This is a genomic window from Microbulbifer flavimaris (assembly GCF_001641755.2).
Classification (GTDB): Bacteria; Pseudomonadota; Gammaproteobacteria; order Pseudomonadales; family Cellvibrionaceae; genus Microbulbifer; species Microbulbifer flavimaris.
This window is the reverse complement of the sequence record NZ_LRFG02000003.1, coordinates 123,938-142,841: the sequence shown is the minus strand read 5'-3', so window position 1 is coordinate 142,841 and position 18,904 is coordinate 123,938. Positions and strand designations below refer to the sequence as shown.

Sequence of the window (18,904 nt, the reverse complement as noted above, 5' to 3'; positions counted from 1 at the left end):
GCGTGACCCATGCTGAACGCTATTTTTCGAAGTAGGTGTAGCCACTCATGCTGGCGGTGTAGGTATGCAGAATCTGCTTGCGTTGCTGGGGGCTGATACGACCCTCTTTTACTGCTCTCTCGGCCAGCTTGCGGAAACGCTCGAACATGTCCTGCGGCCGGTATTCCACGTAACTGAGCACGTCGGAAATGCTGTCGCCGTGAATTTCGCGGCTGTAATCGAAACCGCCGTCTTCATCAATGCGCACGCTGACCACATTGGTGTCCCCGAACAGGTTGTGCAGATCGCCCAGTGTCTCCTGGTAGGCACCGATCAGGAAGGCGCCCAGAATGTAATCCTCGTTTTCGCGCAATTCATGTAGTGACAGGGTGCGCTGCTCTTCCTGTCGACCGATAAACCGATCGATCTTGCCGTCACAGTCACAGGTGATGTCGGCAATGATTGCGGACCGGGTTGGTGCCTCCTGGTGCCGGTGAATGGGTACCAGCGGAAACACCTGGTCTATCGCCCAGATATCGGGCAGGGACTGGAACAGGCTGAAGTTGCCGTAATAGATATCCGACAGTGCTTCCGGCAGCGACTCGAGGTCAGCCGGGACCTCATCGACTTCATCGAGCAGGGCGCGAATTTTCTGCGCGCCATGCAGAAACAGGTTTTCGGCGTTGGCACGTTCCCGCAGGCTTACCTGGCCATGCAGGTACAGGGAACGGATTTCGTCCCGGTAGTAGAGTGCATCGTTGTAGCTCTCCTGCAGGTTGTCTGCATCGACACCATCCACAGCCTCTTTCAGATAACGCAGCATCGCGTGATCATCTTCACCGATTTTGTTGGTGTCGATGGCCACCGGTTCGTAGCGTGTGGTGTCGAGGATATCGAACAGCAGCACAGAGGAATAAGCCACCGTGGCCCGGCCGGACTCGGTGATGATCACCGGATGCTCGACGCCCTCGCTGTCCAGCGTGCCCATAATGGCCTCGACCACGTCGACACAATATTCGTCTAGGGAGTAGTTGCGGCTGTGGGTATCGTTGGTCTTGGAGCCATCGTAATCCACTGCCAGGCCGCCACCCAGATCGAGGTAGCCCATGGCCGCACCCTCTTCCACCAGGTCGGCGTAATAGCGGCAGGCCTCGAGGACGCCGGTACGGATATCGCGGATATTGGGCACCTGCGAGCCCAGGTGGTAGTGCAACAGTTTCAGGCAGTCGAGCATGTCATGGCGGCGGAGTTCGTCCACCATCGCGATCAGGTCGTTGCTGCCGAGACCAAAGATACTGCGGTCGCCACTGGTGGCGTTCCAGTAGCCGCCCACCTTGGAGGCCAGCTTGATCCGTACACCGATATTGGGGCGCACCTGCTCACGCTCGGCGCACTGGATGATGGTGGCCACTTCCGATGGTGTCTCGACGACAAAGAAGACCTGAACGCCCAGACGCTGGGCCTGCAGGCCGAGGTTGATAAATTCCTCGTCCTTGTAGCCGTTACAGACGATCAGGGAGTCGGTGTTCTCCAGCGTGGACAGCGCGGTAATCAATTCAGCCTTGCTGCCGGCTTCCAGGCCGTGACTGAAAGGATTGCCGGCCCTGGCGATCTCCTCGATTACCTGGCACTGCTGATTCACCTTGATGGGGAATACGCCGCGAAAAACATTGCGGTAATTGCACTGTTCGATGGCGCGGGCAAAAGACTGGTTCAGCAGTGACACCTGGGCATCCAGCAGGTTTTCGATCCGCAGTAGCAGGGGCATGCCCAGTCCGCGCTCCATGGCGCCGCTGGCGATATCCATCAACGATACGGCGTTTGTCTGGCCGGCGCTGTTCTTTACGTTGACGGTGATGTCACCGTCCGCGCTCAGGTCAAAATACCCTGCACCCCAATTGCGGATGCCGTAAAGCTCCGCAGAGTCTTCGCAGGTCCACTCTTTTACTTGTTGCTGTTTCATGACGCCTCAGTGATCAGGGAGTCTGAAGGGGCGCGAATGGTGCGCTCAGTCTGCTGGGAAAGCAATAACTATAGATAACAAAAAATGAAAAAATTTAATGTTGGAAAATTAAAGTTTAATTCGGTTTTTTCGGGAGATGACGACAGGAAGGAATGTGTGCGGTGCCAGTGCAAGCAATAAAAAGCTTGCTGCGGATTGATGCGCCATCCGCTTGGTAAATTAAATTTTTATTCGGTTTTCGCCGCCCTTTTCGGACTGATAAAGCGATAAAAAAAGGCAGCCGGGTTTGGCTGCCTGTTTGCGAGCGGGTGTCAGTAATAGAAGCCCGGGTTTTCCACGATCCGATAGCCGCGGTGATAATCGTCCCAGAGGTAGTAGGTATCGTAAGCCACGTAATAATTCCGGCCCCCGAATATCACGCTCACCGCGGTGCCCGGCAGGCTGGTGACGATGGCGCCGATGGGCGGTCGCGCGACCACGTAGGCACCCTGGTAGGGACGGTAGAAGATGCCCTCGCTGTAGAAGAGGCCGAGGCCGCCAAAACTGATGCGCACGAAGTTGCGCGGCAGGTGGCGCCAGCGGTAGCCGTAGTGGTAATGCGACGGACGCCAGTGGTGGCGGTGCTTGCGGTAGTGTTTGCGCTTCTTGTAGTGCCTCCTGTCGCCATGCTTGGCGTAGTACGGCTTGCCGTAATAGGGATGCTTGTGGTGGCCGTGGTCTTTGCGCTTGCCGTGGCCCCAGGCATGACCGCGCCCCGGGTGATAGCGCCGATCGTCACGCTTCCAGCGCTTGCCGCCGCGGTCTCGGTCCCAGTCACGATCGGGGCGATGCTTTGGGCGATGTTTCGGGCGGTGCTTGTCCTGGCGATTATTACCCTGGTGGTTGTTGTCCTGCCGCTTGTGGTGGCCCCGCCCCCGATGCTGTTCCCGCTGCTGGCGCTTTTCTTTCTGGTAGGCGCGCTCAAACGCGGAGCCGCCCGGCGAATTGTCGGCCAGTGCAGGCCCGGGGCCGGCGAGCAACAGGCCCGCGGTGGCAAGGGTGGTGATCAGTGTTCTCATGTTGCTCTCCACGGTGCCGCCGATGCGGCCTCTGATACGATGGGGAGCAGTTTGCCGCCGTGCAACTGAATCTTTCCTGAACCGCGCGGACTCTGCCGCCGGGCGCTGCCGGTATGCACTGCGACAAAAGTTGAGTATTTGTTCTGTTTTGGGGGAGTTCGCTCTGTTTGCGCTAGTTTTCGCCGAAATTTGGGCTTTTTAGCCCGATTTCATTCCCCATCGATATTGTGGGCGCCGAATCCTCCGAGTATGATGCCGCGCACATTTTACCCAGCAGCGAATATCCCGGTGGCGTCCAGGTCACCCAGGTGGAGATGAACGGGATGCAAGTCTTTCATCATGTAGCCAGCCTGCGCGAGGCACTGGCCGGAGCACGCAGAAACGGCAAGACCATCGGCTTTGTGCCCACCATGGGTAACCTGCACGATGCCCATATCGAGCTGGTGCGCCTGGCCCGGCAGCACTGTGACGTGGTGGTGGTGTCCATCTTCGTCAACCGCCTGCAATTCGGTCTCAACGAAGACTGGGACACCTACCCGCGAACTATGGAGCAGGACATGGCGCGACTGCGAGCCGTGGACTGCGACTTTCTCTTTCACCCGGAAGAAAGCGAAATCTACCCCAATGGCATGGATGAGCAGACCCGCGTGGTCTGTCCGGCTATGACCGATGTGCTCTGTGGTGCCAGTCGTCCCGGGCACTTCGAGGGCGTCACTACCGTGGTGGCCAAGCTGTTCAATATCGTACAGCCGGATCAGGCCGTTTTCGGTATCAAGGATTTCCAGCAATTAGCCGTGATCCGGCGCATGGTGGAGGACCTCTGCATCCCGGTGGAGATCGTTGCCGCACCGGTGCACCGGGAGTCCGACGGCCTGGCGATGAGTTCCCGCAACAGTTACATCACCCCGGAAGAGCGTCCCCGGGTGGCGGTACTGAACCGCTCGCTGAACTGGGTCCGTGAATCGATCGAGCAGGGGCGGCGTGACTTCGCCGAGCTGGAAGCGGAGGCAAAGGCGCGGATCGAAGACAGTGGCTTCCAGGTGGATTATTTCTCCATCCGCAATAGTCGCAACCTGGAGCCGGCCGCTCACGACGACCGCGAGATCACCGTGCTGGGGGCCATGTACACCACCGCCGCGCGGCTGATCGACAACGTATCCCTTGAGTTGTGATGGGAGGGTGAGGAAATGCAGATCGAGATGTTGAAGTGCAAACTGCATATGGCGGCAGTTACCCAGGCGGAACTCTGGTACGACGGCTCCTGTGCCATCGACCAGGATCTGGTGGAACTGGCGGGTCTGCGTGAATTCGAGAAGATCGACATCTATAACGTCAGCAATGGCGAGCGCTTCCACACTTACGTGATCCTCGCCGAGCGGGGTTCCGGGATCATCTCAATGAATGGTGCCGCCGCCCGCCGGGTGCAGGTCGGGGACCGCATCATCATCGCGTCCTATGCGCAGATGAGCGAGGTGGAGGCGGACACCTTCAAGCCGCGGCTCGTCTACCTCGATGAGCACAACCGGGTGGAGCGCAGCACCAATACCATCCCGGTGCAGCTGGCTGAAGTCACCGCCTGAGGGCGGATTGTTCAGCGGCGGTCGTCGACCGCCGTTTCCTCATTCTTCGTAGATGGCGTAGAACTTCTTCACGCTGCCCACGGTTTCCCAGCTGCCTTCGAAGCCTGCGGGAATGCAAAAAGCGTCGCCAGTGACGACACGCTCACTGTGTCCGTCCGCATCGGTAATGATCGCTTCCCCGTCGATGATGTAGCAGAACTCATCTTCGCTGTAGCTGAGCTTCCACTTGCCGGTGTCTGAGCTCCATACGCCACAGAAAAAATTCTCTTTGGTGTTGGTAAAGAAATGCTCGGTGAGTTGCCGGGGCTTGCCGGCCAGGAGTTTCTCCTCGGCCACGGGTCCGGCATCCTGCTCCCCCTGGCCCTCGACGATGCGCAGCAATCTCTTGTTCATGGTCCACCTCAAAATGTGATCACTTTTTTGTGGCGCTATTGTGCCCGGCTTTACGTGAAATTGGCACCTCAATCCGTGTCGAGCGGTGAAAGCCGGCGTACAGCGGGTTACCATGAAATGACCGCATTCTTGACAGCGTTGTCATTCTGGCTTCGTGAATGATATAACTGACCGACCAGACTGACCGCTGACCAGCGGCAGTGCGATGAAGCCGAGAAAATTAATCCCGATAAGAGCAATAAGGGAGAAAACGATGTCCGAAGTCCACATTCGCCGTGTGCCGGCGGAATTTGCCGCCGAGGCACATATCCGTGCCGATGACTACGAGAAGCTCTACCGCCAGTCCATCGAAGATCCCGATGCCTTCTGGGCCCAGCAGGCCAAGGACTTCCTGCAGTGGCAGAAGCCATTTACCAAGGTGCGCGAGGAAGACCTGCAGCGCGGCCACGCCGCCTGGTTTGCCGACGGCGCCCTGAACGTCACCGTCAACTGTATCGACCGGCACCTGCCCGCCCGCGCCGAACAGACAGCCTTTATCTGGGAAGGCGATGACCCCGCCGACAGCAAAGTCATCACCTATGCCGAGCTGCACCAGCAGGTCTGCCGCCTGGCCAATCTGTTGCGTGCCCGCGGTGTGAGCAAGGGCGATCGGGTCTGTATCTATATGCCGATGATTCCCGAGGCGGCCTACGCCATGCTGGCCTGTGCCCGTATCGGTGCCGTGCATTCGGTGGTCTTCGGCGGTTTCTCTCCGGACTCGCTCAAAGACCGCATCCTGGATAGTGACTGCCAGCTGGTGATCACCGCCGACGAGGGTGTGCGCGGTGGCAAGAAGGTGCCCCTGAAAGCCAATGTGGACCAGGCACTCTCAAATTGCCCCAATGTGCACACCGCCATCGTGGTCAAGCGTACCGGTGCCAACGTGGACTGGGACAGCAAGCGGGATATCTGGTATTCCGAGTCGGTAGCCGAACAGAGTGTGGAGTGCGAGCCGGAAGTGATGAATGCGGAGGATCCACTCTTCATCCTCTACACCTCCGGTTCCACCGGCAAGCCAAAAGGCGTCCTGCACACCACTGCCGGCTACCTGTTGATGGCCTCCATGACCTTCAAGTACACCTTCGATTACAAAGAGGGCGACGTCTTCTGGTGTACCGCCGATGTGGGCTGGATTACCGGACACAGCTATATCGTTTACGGGCCGCTCTCCGCGGGTGCCGTCAGCCTGATGTTCGAGGGCGTTCCCACCTACCCGGATGCCTCGCGCTGCTGGGAAGTGGTGGACAAGCACAAGGTCAATATTTTCTACACCGCGCCCACTGCGATCCGCGCCCTCATGGGTGCCGGTGATGACTACGTCACGAAAACCGATCGCAGTTCCCTCAAGCTGCTGGGTACGGTGGGCGAACCCATCAATCCAGAGGCCTGGGAGTGGTACTACCAGGTGGTGGGTGATGAGCGCTGCCCCATTGTCGACACCTGGTGGCAGACGGAAACCGGTGCACACCTGATCACACCCCTGCCCGGCGCCATCGACATGAAGCCGGGCTCCGCCACCAAGCCGTTCTTTGGCGTACAACCGGCACTACTGGATGAGAAAGGGCGGGAAATCGACGGTGAAGGTGAGGGTGCGCTGGTGATGAAAGCCAGCTGGCCGAGCATGATCCGTTCCGTCTTCGGTGATCATCAGCGCATGATCGATACCTACTTCTCCGCCTTCCCCGGTTATTACTTTACCGGTGACGGTGCCCGCCGTGATGCAGACGGATACTACTGGATCACCGGCCGCATCGATGATGTGCTCAATGTATCGGGCCACCGCCTGGGCACGGCCGAAATCGAGAGCGCGATCGTTCTCCACGACGATACCGCGGAGGCGGCAGTGGTAGGTTACCCGCACGACATCAAGGGGCAGGGTATCTACGCCTATGTCACCCTGAAGGCGGGGCACGAGCCTTCCGAGGCGCTGCGCAAGGAACTGATCGATCTGTGTGTGAAGGAGATCGGTCCGATCGCCAAGCCAGATGTAATCCAGTGGGCTCCGGGACTGCCGAAGACCCGCTCCGGCAAGATCATGCGCCGTATCCTGCGCAAGATTGCCTGCAACGAGCTGGAAAACCTCGGCGACACCTCCACCCTCGCCGACCCCTCGGTGGTGGATGAGTTGATTGAGCATCGCGCCAACCAGTAGTGGTTCTGGACAGGACCAGCTGAGAGCCGGGCAGCGCCCGGCTTTTTTGTGCACGACCAACGGTTGGCGTGTCGTCGCAGTATTGGCGGCGCCCACCGGTCGCGCTGGCAGCCAGCGAACGCGCAGCGCTTCTGCCCCGTAAACAGCCTGGCCAGCCCCTGCAGCAGCGGGTTGGCCCTGTACCCCCCCCCCCCCCCACGCCAGCGAAACCTCGGCTTCCGTGCGTCGACGTCGGCAAATTTCCCCTTAAAAAATACGCTGTAACAGATTTCGTCGAAGTATTTATCCGTCGCGGTTGCGCGATCACTTTCAGGCGCAGGAAGCGCGGTCAAGCTGGAGCAGGGCGGACACGGATTGGCAGCTCCGGCATCTGGGGAGAGGATGCTGTGCTGCCTGGAAATAAACGGCTCGCTGCCGGCGGCGAATCCCACCCTGCTTGCACGCCACGGCCACGGGCCGCCAGCGCGGTGGGCTACACTTCTGCACGCGGATCAGACAGCCCTCACGGCCGTAGCCGTCCACCCAAAAAATCATCCTCCCTCCCGCATGTGACAGGAACCGATGAAAACGATTGTTGCTCCCCTGATCCTCGCTGCCTCGATGGCGGCACTCGCAGTGGCTGCCCAGGCCTCCCCCTACGAGGGCCAGAAAAAGAATCCGGTGGCTGAGCGCGTGTACTCTCCCTACGCGGGGCGCGACTACCCTGACCAGGTGCTATTCGGGGACACACACTTCCATACGCACCTGTCATTTGATGCGGGCCTGATCGGTACCACCCTCGATGTCGATGCTGCCTATCGCGGTGCCCGCGGCGAGGAAGTGCTGTCCAACAGCGGGCAGCGCTTTCAGTTGATCCGGCCGCTGGACTTCCTGGTGATTACCGACCACGCGGAGATGATTGGTTTCGCGCCCATGTTGCGAGAGGGGCACCCCGCGCTGCTCGCAGATGCCTGGGGCAAGTCCGCCTACGAGCGCTTTAACTCCGGGCTCGAGGGGCAGCAGGAGGTGTTCGCAGAGATCATCCAGCTCGGTACCGTCGAGGGTGTTAACCCGCTCAGCTCGAATGACGCCACTGCGTCCATCTGGCAGGACTTCGTCGAAAAGGCCGAGCAGTACAATGAGCCCGGTCATTTCACCGCCATGACAGGGTTCGAGTGGACCTCCACACCCGGAGGGGACAACCTGCACCGGGTGGTGATTTTTGCAGATGGCGACGACAAGACCGGCCGAACCCTGCCGTTCTCAATGTTCGACAGTCTCGATCCCGAGGACCTGTGGAAGTACCTGGCGGGGTACGAGGAGAAAACTGGTGGCCGCGCGATCGCTATCCCTCATAACGGCAACCTGAGCAACGGGCTGATGTTCAACGGCCTCGACTTTGACGGCAAGCCCATCAGTGCAGACTACGCAAGGCGGCGCATGCGCTGGGAACCGCTGCATGAGGTTTCGCAGATCAAGGGGGACGAGGAGGCGCACCCATACCTCTCGCCCAACGATGAGTTTGCGGATTTCGAGAACTGGGATGCGGGTAACATTGCCGGCACCGCGGGGAAGGAAAAGGCTATGTTGCGCGGCGAGTACGCGCGGTCGGCCTTGCGGATGGGGCTGGAGCAGCAGAAGCGGATCGGGGTAAACCCGTACAAGTTCGGCCTCACGGCGGCAACAGACACCCACACCGCGCTTGCCTCAAGCCGTGAGGAGAACTACTTCGGCAAATACAAGGCCACGGAGCCTTCGGCGGATCGCCACAACACTGAGGTTATCCCCGCCGAAGACCCGGCGCTGGAGGTCCTCACCTCTCAGGAATCCGCCGCGGGCCTCACTGCGGTGTGGGCGCGGCATAACACCCGCCGGGACATCTTCGATGCGCTCAAGCGCAAGGAGGTTTACGCCACCACAGGTACGCGCATCCGTGTGCGGGTTTTTGCCGGCTGGGATTTCGCCAAGGAGGAAGTGTCACGCCCGGATTTCGCCGACCAGGGTTACCGCAGAGGGGTGCCCATGGGCGGTGACCTCAGCAAGGCCCCCGCCGGCGCTGTTCCGCGTTTTATGGTTCGTGCCCTGCGGGACCCGGATGGGGCAAACCTGGATCGGGTGCAGGTGATCAAGGGTTGGGTCGACGCCAGTGGCGAGACGCACGAGCGCATTTACGATGTGGCAGTTTCCGACGGGCGTGAAATCGGCCGCGACGGCCGCTGCAAGACTCCGGTGGGCTCGACGGTGGACCTGGACAAGGCCACCTATACCAACACCATTGGCGAACCGGTGATGGCCGCCTACTGGGAAGACCCGGACTTTGACCCGGCACAGGCGGCCTTTTACTACGTCCGGGTGCTGGAAATCCCCACCCCGCGCTGGACCACTTACGACGCGGCGTTTTTCAACATACCGCGCCCCGAGCGGGTCCCGGCCACGATCCAGGATCGCGCCTACACATCACCTATCTGGTATACGCCGGGCGATCCGGGCGGGGCATAGGGCAAGGTGCTTGCCGGAATCAGGCCATGCGCCGGAGGTAGCTGCGCTCGCTGTCGTCGAACCAGTGGTGCTTGATGGCAGCGCCGATGTGTACGGCGATCAGGGCCAGCAGCACGTAGGGCGCCGTTACGTGGATGTCGTGCATCAGCGACCCGAGCGCCTTGTTCTTCTCTACCAGCACCGGCAGAGTGATACCGAACATCTCCACCGCGCGACCGCCGGCATTGGACATCAGGTAGCCCGACAGGGGGATGGCCAGCATCAGCATGTATAGCAGGTGGTGTGAGGCCACGGAGAGCTTGCGCATAATGCCGTTTACATAGCTGGGCATGGCCGGTTTCGCGGTGAATGCTTTCATCACCACGCGCATCAATACCAGCAGAAGCACCAGGGCGCCGAACGATTTGTGCAGCGGGTAGAATACGGCGAACTTGGCTTCGACAGAACGGTCCAGCCCCTCCATATACCAGCCGACGGCGATCAGCCCCAGGATCAGAGCGGCCATGGCCCAGTGCATCAGGCGCATGGGGAGGGAATATTTCGCGGGGTTGGACATTGGTTAACTCCTGTGAGACTCATTGTTCTTGGCCGACTTATCCTGCCGCAATTTCCACCACAAGGCCATACGCGCCAGAGATGGTGGCCCTGACAGTCGGTGACCGGCTGGACCGGATGTAGGGGGGCGGCAGCGGGTAGGGATAATAGCGACCGGGGCGGACCGCTCGGGGCCGCACAGGGTGGATCTGCAACTGGCGGATGAGATATGTGGGAATTATGCCATTGGCATTGTGGCACCGGGGGTGAGCATTGAATCCCGACGACTTTGTCGGCAGCTTGCCGACACTCGCTTCAGGAGATTACCGGCTCCGCTGGCTGAGTGAGAGGGACCTGCCCGCTCTGCGGACTATTTTCGGCGATCCTGAAGTGGTGCGATTCATGGCCATCGCCTGCCTGCACACCGAGGATGACGCCGGGGCTTTTCTGCTTTCGATCCAACAGGGTTTTCTGACCGGCAAGCTTTACCAGTGGGGAGTCGAATATCAGGGGCTGCTCATTGGCACCTGCACACTTGCCCAGATCGACCGCGACAACCGCCGCGCCGAAATCGGCTTTGCGCTGGCGCGCAGGTTCCAGGGACGTGGGCTGATGCTGCAGGCTCTACGGCTGTTGCTGGATTTCGCGTTTCTACAAATGCAACTGCACCGCATCGAGGCGGATGTGGATCCCCGCAATCAGGCATCACTGAAATTGCTGGAGAAGCTTGGCTTCCTGCGCGAGGGTGTGTTGAGGGACCGCTGGCTCGAGCCGGACGGTTTTCAGGACTCCGTAATGTTGGCGCTGTTGCAGCGGGACTGGCACCCGGGCAATCGGGTGCAATCAAAGGTGCTGCCCGGCGCAGTGGGTTGATTGCCGTCGACTACTGCCAGTCCAAATCTCTCCTCGCGCCACGGCGCAGTCACTTCTGCGGCCCGGTACAGGCAAGATGGCGGGTCATTCCACTCGTTGTGTGACCCAGCGACTATCTTGATTCACTGGGCTCATTGCCGATTGATTTGCCGGGTCACTGATTGGAATCCGGTCGGATCCATTCTCTTCCTCTGAGGCGCCTGAGAGGCCTCCCTGTCTGGCATCGAGCCGTTCCACTGAGTCAGCCCTGATAATAAAGGATTCGTCATGAGGGATTCATCAGTGAGCCTGTCCATGGGCTTTATCGCTTTCACCGCAGTCACCGCCAGTGCGACCATTGCCCCCCACTCAATTGCCCGGCAGGTTGATGATCAGCAATCTCCCGGAGGCCTGGAAGAGGTCTTGGTGATCGGGCGGCGACTGGACCTGACCGGGGAAGCCATCAGTGCTTCAGAGGGGGAGGTGGGGCCGGAGGAAATCGGTGCGTGGCCGATGCTGCGGACCGGTGACCTGATGGAGTTCGTGCCGGGAATGGTGGCCACTCAGCACTCCGGCAGCGGCAAGGCCAATCAATATTTCCTGCGCGGATTCAACCTGGACCACGGCACAGACTTTGCCACTACGGTGGATGGTATGCCGGTAAACCTGCGAAGCCATGGGCATGGTCAGGGGTATACGGATCTCAACTTCGTGATCCCGGAGACCATTGCGCGGCTGCGCTATCGCAAGGGGCCCTACTATGCCGATGTGGGGGACTTCTCCTCCGCCGGTTCAGCGGAGTTCGAAATGGCGAATCGGTTGGCCCGGGGTGTAGCCGAGGGCAGCGTCGGTGAATTTGGCTGGCGCCGGGGAGTGATCGCGGACTCCACTGAGCTCGATTCTGTAAGCCTGCTCTATGCGGCCGAGTGGCAGACCTACGCCGGGCCCTGGAGCGACGTGGATGAGGACGTAAACAAGCGCAATCTGCTGCTGCGAGTCAGTGGCGAACTGGGCGAGGGGCGTGGCAGCGTCACTGCCATGAGTTACGACAACGACTGGAACTCTCCGGATCAAATCCCTTCGCGGGCCGTGGCGCAGGGTGTGATCGATGCCTTCGGCTCACTGGATCCGGACCTGGGGGGAGATACCGCCCGGCGCAGCCTGTCTGCGAGTTGGGACAGTCCGCTGGCCGGTGGGGATTTCAGCTCCAGCGCCTACGTGATCGATTACAAGTTCGCTCTCTGGTCCAACTTCACCTATCGCCTCGACGACCCGCTCCGCGGCGACCAGTTTCAGCAGTTCGATGACCGGCAGATTTTCGGTTTTGATCTGGCCCAGCAGTGGAGCCAGGAGCGCGCCAGCTGGGAGGTCGGCTTGCAGGGGCGGCGGGATGATATCGATCGTGTGGGCCTCTATCAGGCCGAGCGTCGTTCCCGGTTGTCCACGGTGCGAGAGGATCGCGTGCTCGAGGACAGTATTGGTGTCTTTGCTGCCCATAACTACGCACTGACTGAGACGCTGCGCAGCTATATCGGATTGCGCCATGATTTCTATACGTTTGACGTGGATGCCTCCCTGCCAGTCAACAGTGGCACCGAGTCCGATGGCGCGACCTCGCTGAAGGCGAGCCTCGCCTGGCAGCCACTGCCAGTTGCCGAGTTCTACGCCAGCTTCGGCCAGGGCCTGCACTCCAATGACGCCCGGGGTACTGTCATCAACGTGGATCCGGTCACCGGTGAGTCGGTGAAAGCGGTCGATCCTCTTGTGCAGTCGAGCGGTGCGGAATTGGGAGCGCGAATTTTCGTTACCGATAAACTGCACAGCACCCTGGCCCTCTGGAAGCTGGATCTGGACTCGGAATTGCTTTTTGTCGGCGACGCCGGCAATACCGAAGCCAGTCGTCCCAGCGAGCGTAGCGGCGTTGAATTGGGGGTGTACTGGTTTGCTGCGGAAAACCTGAATACCGAGCTGGAGCTGTCTTACACCGATGCCGCCTTTGCCGGTCGTGATGCGGCCGGCAGCGAAACTCCCGGGGCGATACCCCTGGTCGCCAGTGCGGCGATCAATTATCGGGGCGAGCGCGGCTGGTTCGCCTCCATGCATTTACGTCATTTCGGTCCCTATCCGTTGATCGAGAGCGGCGAGGTCGAATCCGACGGATCATCCCTGGTCAACCTGAGAGTAGGCCATGACTTTTCCGACTGGCGATTGCAGCTGGACGTTCTCAATTTGCTCGACTCGGGTGACCATGATGTCGACTACTTTTATGCCTCTCGTTTGCCCGGAGAGCCGGCCGACGGTATCGAGGATATCCACTACCATATTTTCGAGCCGCGCGCCCTGCGGGCATCCGTTCGCTACCGGTTCTGACGGAGGTAATACAGGCCATGCTTGATCACATCGCTATCCATATCCACAGTTATGAGCGCAGCAAGCAATTCTACCGCCTGGCGCTGGCTCCACTGGGCTATGAATTGATTCTGGAATTCAATGAGTGGGCGGGATTCGGCTGGGCCGACAAACCCGATTTATGGATCAAGGGTGGGCAGAGCACCAGTCCCAGCATAAATATCGCTTTTCGCGCCGAAGATCGAGAAACCGTCGACGATTTTTATCGCGCAGCCATCGACGCCGGCGGTAAGGACAAGGGTGCGCCGGGTTTGCGCCCGGAGTATCACGAGCACTATTACTCGGCTTGTGTGCTTGACCCTGACGGCCACACCCTGGAAGTTGTCTGCCATCTGCCGGACGTGCAGTGAGTAGTCTGCTGTTTCTCTCCAGTATTTCTCCGATTCCCTTTCAGGAGTGTTGATCCCGTGACACCAACGACAGCGAATCGACTGCTAAAAGTCTGTCTGGTTGTATTCGGGTTGTTTTTCATTTTTGGCCTTTACCCCATGATGATGTGGATCTGGCCCGATGGTTGGGGGTGGGAGCCAAGGCAGCATGAATACGAGCAGATGATCATGGGGATCTATGCCACGCTCGGTGTCTTCCTGATTCTGGCGGCCAGGAATCCCTCGGCCAACGCCAGCCTGATCTGGTTCACGGTCTGGTCCAGTGTCGTCCATGGCGCCATCATGTTTGTGCAGGCAATTGCCGACCCCGCCGAGTGCATGAATCTGCTCGGAGATGTGCCGGCACTTTTCCTGGTGGCGCTGATACTGGGTTATCTGATGAAGCGACGGAACGCATAGCGCACGACAATGGCAGCCATAAGCAGGTTCGATTTCCCCCGGGTCTCCCGCCCCGCTATTCTGCATGCCATCGAGGTGCATCAGCGGGGTGTGCCTGAAACCTGGAGGTGCATCATGAGGGCAGCTGTCGTATCCATGGCGATGCGGTCACTCTGTCAGTTTGTCGGCGAGAGTGGTGAGTGCGGCGAAAAAGGAGCGCTGGAGTTGCCGCCATCGGAGAGATAGGCAAGACCGTCGAGCCAGGGCCGGGTGAATCTGGCGGGGCACAGTTGGCCCTGCCGCTGCGGCGCGTTAGCATTGGCGGCCATTAGCCAGTCGATAGCGTCTATGTCCGATAGCCACCACCCCTACGAAGCCCTGACGCCGGATATGGTCATCGACTGTGTCGAGTCGGTCGGGCTCTGGTCCGATGCGCGGATCTTCCCGCTCAACAGCTACGAAAATCGCGTCTACCAGGTCGGGATCGAGGGCGCGGAGCCGCTCATCGCGAAATTCTACCGCCCCGGCCGCTGGACCGATGCGCAGATTCTCGAAGAGCACGCCTTTACCCGCGAGCTGGTCGAGGCCGAGATCCCGGTGGTGGGGCCACTGGCATTCCATGGCAAGACCCTGATGGAGCACGGGGGATTCCGTTTTGCTGTGTTCCCGCGTCGCGGCGGTCGCCAGCTGGAGCTGGATAACTTTGACCACCTGGAACAGGTGGGGACCATGCTGGGGCGTATCCACGCGGTTGGTGCCAGCCGGCCCTTCGAGCACCGCCCGGCCCTCACCCTGCAGCACTTTGCCATCGACAGTCGTGAATTCATTCTGAGTGGGGATTTCCTGCCCCGGGAAAACCGGCTTGCCTATGAAAGTGTGACCGCGGATATCATCGACCGGGTAGCGCCGCTGTTTGAACAGCCCTGGCGGCAGCTGCGGTTGCACGGGGACTGCCATGCGGGCAATTTCCTGTGGCGGGATGAAACCCCCTGGTTTGTGGATCTGGATGATTGCCTCACCGGGCCGGCAATCCAGGATATCTGGATGCTGATCTCCGGCAGTCGCGCGGAGCAGACAGCCTACCTGGATGCGGTGATAGAGGGGTACGAGACTTTCTCCCCGTTCGATCCCCGCGAGCTGCAGTTGGTGGAGCCGCTGCGCTGCCTGCGGCAGCTGCACCACGCGGCCTGGCTCGCACGCCGCTGGCAGGATCCGGCCTTCCCGCTGGCGTTTCCCTGGTTCAACACGCCGCGTTACTGGGCGGAACATATACTGGCACTGCGCGAACAGCAGGCGGCATTACAGGAGCCGCCGCTGACTCTGGGCGCGGTCTGAAGAGGAGGTTCAAAGCAGCGATGGAAGCCCATCAGATGCAGACTGGCGACGATGCCCTGTGGCGGGAAATCCGCGCGGGCGTGGCAACGCAGGCTGAGCTGGAGCCAATACTCGCGAGCTTCCTGCACGCGACGATTCTCAATCACGCCACCCTGGAGCAGGCGCTGAGTTTTCATCTGGCCAACAAGCTGGACAGTCCGGTGGCCCCGGCACTGTTGATCCGGGAAGTGATCGATGAGGCGCTGGCATCGGATCCGGGCATCGGCCGTGCCGCTCGCGCGGACCTGAGGGCGGTTTTCCAGCGGGACTCGGCCTGCAAGTCTCTTTACGAACCGTTCCTCTACTTCAAGGGCTACCATGCCCTGCAGGCCTACCGGGTTGCCCACTGGCTCTGGCGGGAAAAGCGTCGCTCACTGGCGCTGTTTCTGCAGCATCGTATTTCGGTGGTGTTCGGCATTGATATCCATCCGGCAGCCCGGCTTGGACAGGGAATCCTGCTGGATCATGCGACCGGCATCGTGATCGGAGAGACGGCGGTGGTGGAGAACAACGTTTCCATCATGCAGTCCGTGACCTTGGGCGGTACCGGCAAGGAGAGCGGTGATCGCCATCCCAAGGTGCGCGAGGGTGTGCTGATCGGCGCGGGGAGTAAAGTGCTGGGTAACATCGAGATCGGCCGCTGTGCGCAGGTGGCCTCGGGCAGCGTGGTGTTGAAGTCGGTTCCTGAGAAGAAACTGGTGGCGGGAGTGCCAGCCAGGGTGATCTGCGACGCCAGCTGTGACCAGCCGGCGCTATCCATGGACCAGTGTGCATTGACCCAGGTGGAACGGCAGCTGCCGTGAAGGAGGGCAGGGCACCTGTTACCACCGGGTAATCCCGCTTGGTGGTGAGGCAAAGGAAGCTATTCTTACAGGCATGAAATACAGTCTCAGCGCCAAAAATCTGGTCAACCGCAACCTGGAGGCCCATGCCAGCTATTGCGCGGGCCTGATGAATGTGGATGCCACCAAGGAGATCACCGGCGTACTGCGCACCGACAGCGGTCTGCTCTCCCACTCTTTCAACCAGGCGGTGACCACCGCGGTGATGCCATCGCGGATCCTGCAGCGGTTCGTGGTGGACTACTTCCGCGAGCGTCACAGCCCGTTCACCCTCTGGCACTGCGCCAACAGGCCGCTGGACGCGGGCGAGATGTCGGAGCTGGGCTTCAAACGGCAGCCGTCGATGGTGGCGATGGCGGCGGAAGTGGTACGCCTGGCGGCGGATGAGGAGTTGCCCGAGAACCTGCAGGGCAAGCTCGAGCTGGCGCCGGTAACTACCGAGTCGCTGGAGGAGTACGGGCAGCTGCAGGCGCTGGCTTACAGCGGCGAGCGCGAGGGGCCGCAGATCCGCAAGTTCTACCAGGCCCTGGCCCAGGTGCCGGAGCCGAAACGCAGTCGGCTGCGTTACTTTGCCGGCCGGATGGATGGCAAGATGGTGGCCGGGGCATCGCTTTACGCCTCCGCAGACGCCCTGGGTTTCTACGACCTGTTCGTGGATGAACAATACCGGGGCCAGGGCATCGGCCGGGCCCTCTTTCACTACCTGGTAGAGCAGCTCCAGAGTAGCCATCACAAGCACGCGGTGGCGCTGACCCCTGCGGACCGCCAGGAACTGTTGCTGGAGGCCGGGTTCTTTGCCGTGGGCGAGGTCGCCTGCTACCGCTTCGAGCCCTGAGGATTCCTGCGCAGGGCCGGCTCAGGCCCGCTCGATCGGGAAGGCGATCACCTCTTCGATACGCTGGTAGCCTCCCGCCAGCATCAGCAACCGGTCGACTCCAAGGGCGACCCCGGCGCACTCCGGCATGCCCGCCTCCAGGGCAGCCACCAGACGTTCTTCAAATGGATACACATGCAGTTTCTGCATGGCGCGGTAGCGGTGGTCTGCCTCGAAGCGGCGTTGCTGCTCCTGTGCGTCGGTCAGTTCCCAGTAGCCATTGGCCAGCTCAAGGCCGGCCACATAGGCCTCGAAGCGTCGAGCGACCGGTGTGCCTGTCTCGTCGGTTTCCACCCGGGCCAGGGCGGCCTGGCTGGCGGGAAAGTCATGGAGCAGGGTAATGCCGTCCCCCATGGCCGGTTCCAGGCGGTGACTCATCAGCAGGTCCAGGCACTCGTCGCGACTGGCGGGCACAAAAGACAGTTCCACCTCGCGGCGGGCGCACTCCTGCAGCTCTTCATCGCTGGCCCGGTGGGGATCCAGTTGCAGGTGGTGCTGGAACAGCTCGCGGTAGCTCAGCGAGCGGATATTCCCGATACCCAGCACCTGAGACAGCAGCTCGCCGACTTCCTCCATCAGCCGGCGGTCATCCCAGCCGACCCGATACCACTCGAGCATGGTGAACTCGGGGTTGTGACGCCCGCCGGCTTCGCCCTCACGGAATGCCTTGCCCAGGTAGTAACAGTCGCCAAAACCGGCGGCGAGCAGGCGCTTCAGGCCGAATTCCGGACTGGTGGCCAGATAGACGGGCTCGCCGGTGCACAGGGCGGTAATGGAATCGATATGGGGGTCGCTCGTGGCGCGGTGGGAGAGTGTCGGTACTTCCGCCTCCAGAACCGAGCGCTCGGCAAAGAAACGGCGGATATCCGCCAACAGGGCGGCGCGTTGATGCAGGGCCTGGATGCTGGCCGTCGGTTGCCAGGGCGGTGTTGCTGAACTCATGGGTAACGCGTGAGCAGGCTTACCGCCGCCGGCTGGCGGCGGTAAGAGTGACGGAGCAGGGTCCGGACAACCAGTTAGTCGTCCTTGGCGCGGCCCAGGTATTCACCGGTGCGGGTGTCTACCTTGACGGTCTCGCCGATTTCCAGGAACAGCGGTACTTTCACCACGGCGCCGGTGGAGAGGGTGGCGGGCTTGGTGCCACCCTGGGCGGTGTCGCCACGCAGACCCGGATCGGTGTCAGTGATTTCCAGAATCACGTGGTTGGGCGGGGTGACCGCCAGCGGGGCGCCGTTATACAGGGTCACGGTGCAGACATCCTGCTCCTTGAGCCACTTGGCCGCATCGGCAACCGCGTCTGCGCTGGCCTGATGCTGCTCGAAGGTTTCCGGCTCCATGAAGTGGTAGAACTCGCCGTCGTTGTAGAGGTATTCCATATCGCGGTCCATGACATCCGCGGCTTCCAGGCTCTCACCGGAGCGGAAGGTGCGCTCCCAGACCCGGCCGGTCTTCAGGTTGCGCAGCTTGACGCGGTTGAACGCCTGGCCCTTGCCGGGTTTGACGAATTCATTTTCCACGATGGAGCAGGGGTCGCCGTCCAGCATTACCTTGAGACCGCCCTTGAATTCGTTGGTGGAGTAACTAGCCATGGATTCCTCTGAGTGCAACTC

At 60.7% G+C, this 18,904-nt stretch carries 17 protein-coding genes; 11 read left to right on the top strand and 6 right to left on the bottom strand.

Translation table 11 applies throughout. The annotated features are described in order from the left end of the window. Positions 1–19 precede the first annotated feature (19 nt). Together speA and AWR36_RS09790 are read right to left on the bottom strand one after the other, a co-directional pair. The gene (gene speA, locus AWR36_RS09795; RefSeq protein WP_067084289.1) at positions 20–1,942 is read right to left on the bottom strand and encodes a biosynthetic arginine decarboxylase; all 1,923 of its coding nucleotides are present in this window, start codon (positions 1,940–1,942) and stop codon (positions 20–22) included. Between the two features lie 311 nt (positions 1,943–2,253). After that, positions 2,254–3,000 (bottom strand): DUF6515 family protein, encoded by a 747-nt coding sequence (locus tag AWR36_RS09790; protein WP_067084287.1) that lies wholly within the window; start codon positions 2,998–3,000, stop codon positions 2,254–2,256. A gap of 323 nt (positions 3,001–3,323) precedes the next feature. Between AWR36_RS09790 and panC the strand changes: the two genes are divergently transcribed. Beyond that, complete coding sequence (gene panC, locus AWR36_RS09785; protein WP_067084961.1) at positions 3,324–4,172, top strand: pantoate--beta-alanine ligase; 849 nt, start codon at positions 3,324–3,326, stop codon at positions 4,170–4,172. 15 nt (positions 4,173–4,187) lie between these two features. After that, positions 4,188–4,580, top strand: coding sequence for an aspartate 1-decarboxylase (gene panD, locus AWR36_RS09780; RefSeq protein WP_067084285.1), 393 nt, complete (start codon positions 4,188–4,190; stop codon positions 4,578–4,580). Between the two features lie 39 nt (positions 4,581–4,619). Here panD and AWR36_RS09775 read toward each other — a convergent pair whose 3' ends face one another. Continuing rightward, positions 4,620–4,973: a cupin domain-containing protein gene (locus AWR36_RS09775; RefSeq protein WP_067084283.1), complete on the bottom strand. Its 354-nt coding sequence runs from the start codon at positions 4,971–4,973 to the stop codon at positions 4,620–4,622. 253 nt (positions 4,974–5,226) lie between these two features. Here AWR36_RS09775 and acs point away from each other — a divergent pair, with 253 nt between their 5' ends. Both acs and AWR36_RS09765 read left to right on the top strand, forming a co-directional pair. Further along, positions 5,227–7,164 (top strand): acetate--CoA ligase, encoded by a 1,938-nt coding sequence (gene acs / locus AWR36_RS09770; protein WP_067084281.1) that lies wholly within the window; start codon positions 5,227–5,229, stop codon positions 7,162–7,164. A 561-nt stretch (positions 7,165–7,725) separates the two neighbouring features. Continuing rightward, entirely contained in the window at positions 7,726–9,642 is a 1,917-nt protein-coding gene (locus AWR36_RS09765; protein ID WP_067084279.1) for a DUF3604 domain-containing protein, read from the top strand. A gap of 19 nt (positions 9,643–9,661) precedes the next feature. Here the strand turns inward: AWR36_RS09765 and AWR36_RS09760 are convergent, their stop codons facing one another. Then, positions 9,662–10,198: a cytochrome b gene (locus AWR36_RS09760; RefSeq protein ID WP_067084277.1), complete on the bottom strand. Its 537-nt coding sequence runs from the start codon at positions 10,196–10,198 to the stop codon at positions 9,662–9,664. Positions 10,199–10,449: 251 nt separating this feature from the next. On the opposite strand from AWR36_RS09760, the gene AWR36_RS09755 reads away from it, so the two are divergent. The 7 genes from AWR36_RS09755 (at position 10,450) to AWR36_RS09725 (ending at position 17,255) form a co-directional block, all read left to right on the top strand. Beyond that, positions 10,450–11,049, top strand: coding sequence for a GNAT family N-acetyltransferase (locus tag AWR36_RS09755; RefSeq protein WP_067084276.1), 600 nt, complete (start codon positions 10,450–10,452; stop codon positions 11,047–11,049). A gap of 267 nt (positions 11,050–11,316) precedes the next feature. Beyond that, entirely contained in the window at positions 11,317–13,398 is a 2,082-nt protein-coding gene (locus AWR36_RS09750) for a TonB-dependent receptor (protein WP_231745297.1), read from the top strand. Positions 13,399–13,415: 17 nt separating this feature from the next. Then, positions 13,416–13,787: a VOC family protein gene (locus AWR36_RS09745; protein ID WP_067084274.1), complete on the top strand. Its 372-nt coding sequence runs from the start codon at positions 13,416–13,418 to the stop codon at positions 13,785–13,787. Between the two features lie 57 nt (positions 13,788–13,844). Beyond that, positions 13,845–14,225: a DUF6632 domain-containing protein gene (locus tag AWR36_RS09740; protein ID WP_067084272.1), complete on the top strand. Its 381-nt coding sequence runs from the start codon at positions 13,845–13,847 to the stop codon at positions 14,223–14,225. 327 nt (positions 14,226–14,552) lie between these two features. Then, a complete protein-coding gene (locus tag AWR36_RS09735) occupies positions 14,553–15,539 on the top strand; it encodes a serine/threonine protein kinase (RefSeq protein WP_067084270.1) in 987 nt (328 codons plus the stop codon). Positions 15,540–15,559: 20 nt separating this feature from the next. Further along, a complete protein-coding gene (cysE, locus tag AWR36_RS09730) occupies positions 15,560–16,381 on the top strand; it encodes a serine O-acetyltransferase (RefSeq protein WP_067084268.1) in 822 nt (273 codons plus the stop codon). Between the two features lie 73 nt (positions 16,382–16,454). Then, a complete protein-coding gene (locus AWR36_RS09725) occupies positions 16,455–17,255 on the top strand; it encodes a GNAT family N-acetyltransferase (protein WP_067084266.1) in 801 nt (266 codons plus the stop codon). Positions 17,256–17,276: 21 nt separating this feature from the next. On the opposite strand, the gene epmA is transcribed toward AWR36_RS09725, so the two are convergent. Together epmA and efp are read right to left on the bottom strand one after the other, a co-directional pair. After that, positions 17,277–18,236: an EF-P lysine aminoacylase EpmA gene (epmA, locus tag AWR36_RS09720; RefSeq protein ID WP_067084264.1), complete on the bottom strand. Its 960-nt coding sequence runs from the start codon at positions 18,234–18,236 to the stop codon at positions 17,277–17,279. A gap of 74 nt (positions 18,237–18,310) precedes the next feature. Further along, positions 18,311–18,883, bottom strand: coding sequence for an elongation factor P (efp, locus tag AWR36_RS09715; protein WP_067084262.1), 573 nt, complete (start codon positions 18,881–18,883; stop codon positions 18,311–18,313). Positions 18,884–18,904: the final 21 nt, after the last annotated feature.

What these genes read in the sequence shown, in the direction of transcription:
- speA (WP_067084289.1), bottom strand. Translation starts at nt 1,942, where the DNA reads ATGAAACAGCAACAAGTAAAAGAGTGGACCTGCGAAGACTCTGCGGAG.
- AWR36_RS09790 (WP_067084287.1), bottom strand. Translation starts at nt 3,000, where the DNA reads ATGAGAACACTGATCACCACCCTTGCCACCGCGGGCCTGTTGCTCGCC.
- panC (WP_067084961.1), top strand. Translation starts at nt 3,324, where the DNA reads ATGCAAGTCTTTCATCATGTAGCCAGCCTGCGCGAGGCACTGGCCGGA.
- panD (WP_067084285.1), top strand. Translation starts at nt 4,188, where the DNA reads ATGCAGATCGAGATGTTGAAGTGCAAACTGCATATGGCGGCAGTTACC.
- AWR36_RS09775 (WP_067084283.1), bottom strand. Translation starts at nt 4,973, where the DNA reads ATGAACAAGAGATTGCTGCGCATCGTCGAGGGCCAGGGGGAGCAGGAT.
- acs (WP_067084281.1), top strand. Translation starts at nt 5,227, where the DNA reads ATGTCCGAAGTCCACATTCGCCGTGTGCCGGCGGAATTTGCCGCCGAG.
- AWR36_RS09765 (WP_067084279.1), top strand. Translation starts at nt 7,726, where the DNA reads ATGAAAACGATTGTTGCTCCCCTGATCCTCGCTGCCTCGATGGCGGCA.
- AWR36_RS09760 (WP_067084277.1), bottom strand. Translation starts at nt 10,198, where the DNA reads ATGTCCAACCCCGCGAAATATTCCCTCCCCATGCGCCTGATGCACTGG.
- AWR36_RS09750 (WP_231745297.1), top strand. Translation starts at nt 11,317, where the DNA reads ATGAGGGATTCATCAGTGAGCCTGTCCATGGGCTTTATCGCTTTCACC.
- AWR36_RS09745 (WP_067084274.1), top strand. Translation starts at nt 13,416, where the DNA reads ATGCTTGATCACATCGCTATCCATATCCACAGTTATGAGCGCAGCAAG.
- AWR36_RS09735 (WP_067084270.1), top strand. Translation starts at nt 14,553, where the DNA reads ATGTCCGATAGCCACCACCCCTACGAAGCCCTGACGCCGGATATGGTC.
- cysE (WP_067084268.1), top strand. Translation starts at nt 15,560, where the DNA reads ATGGAAGCCCATCAGATGCAGACTGGCGACGATGCCCTGTGGCGGGAA.
- AWR36_RS09725 (WP_067084266.1), top strand. Translation starts at nt 16,455, where the DNA reads ATGAAATACAGTCTCAGCGCCAAAAATCTGGTCAACCGCAACCTGGAG.
- epmA (WP_067084264.1), bottom strand. Translation starts at nt 18,236, where the DNA reads ATGAGTTCAGCAACACCGCCCTGGCAACCGACGGCCAGCATCCAGGCC.
- efp (WP_067084262.1), bottom strand. Translation starts at nt 18,883, where the DNA reads ATGGCTAGTTACTCCACCAACGAATTCAAGGGCGGTCTCAAGGTAATG.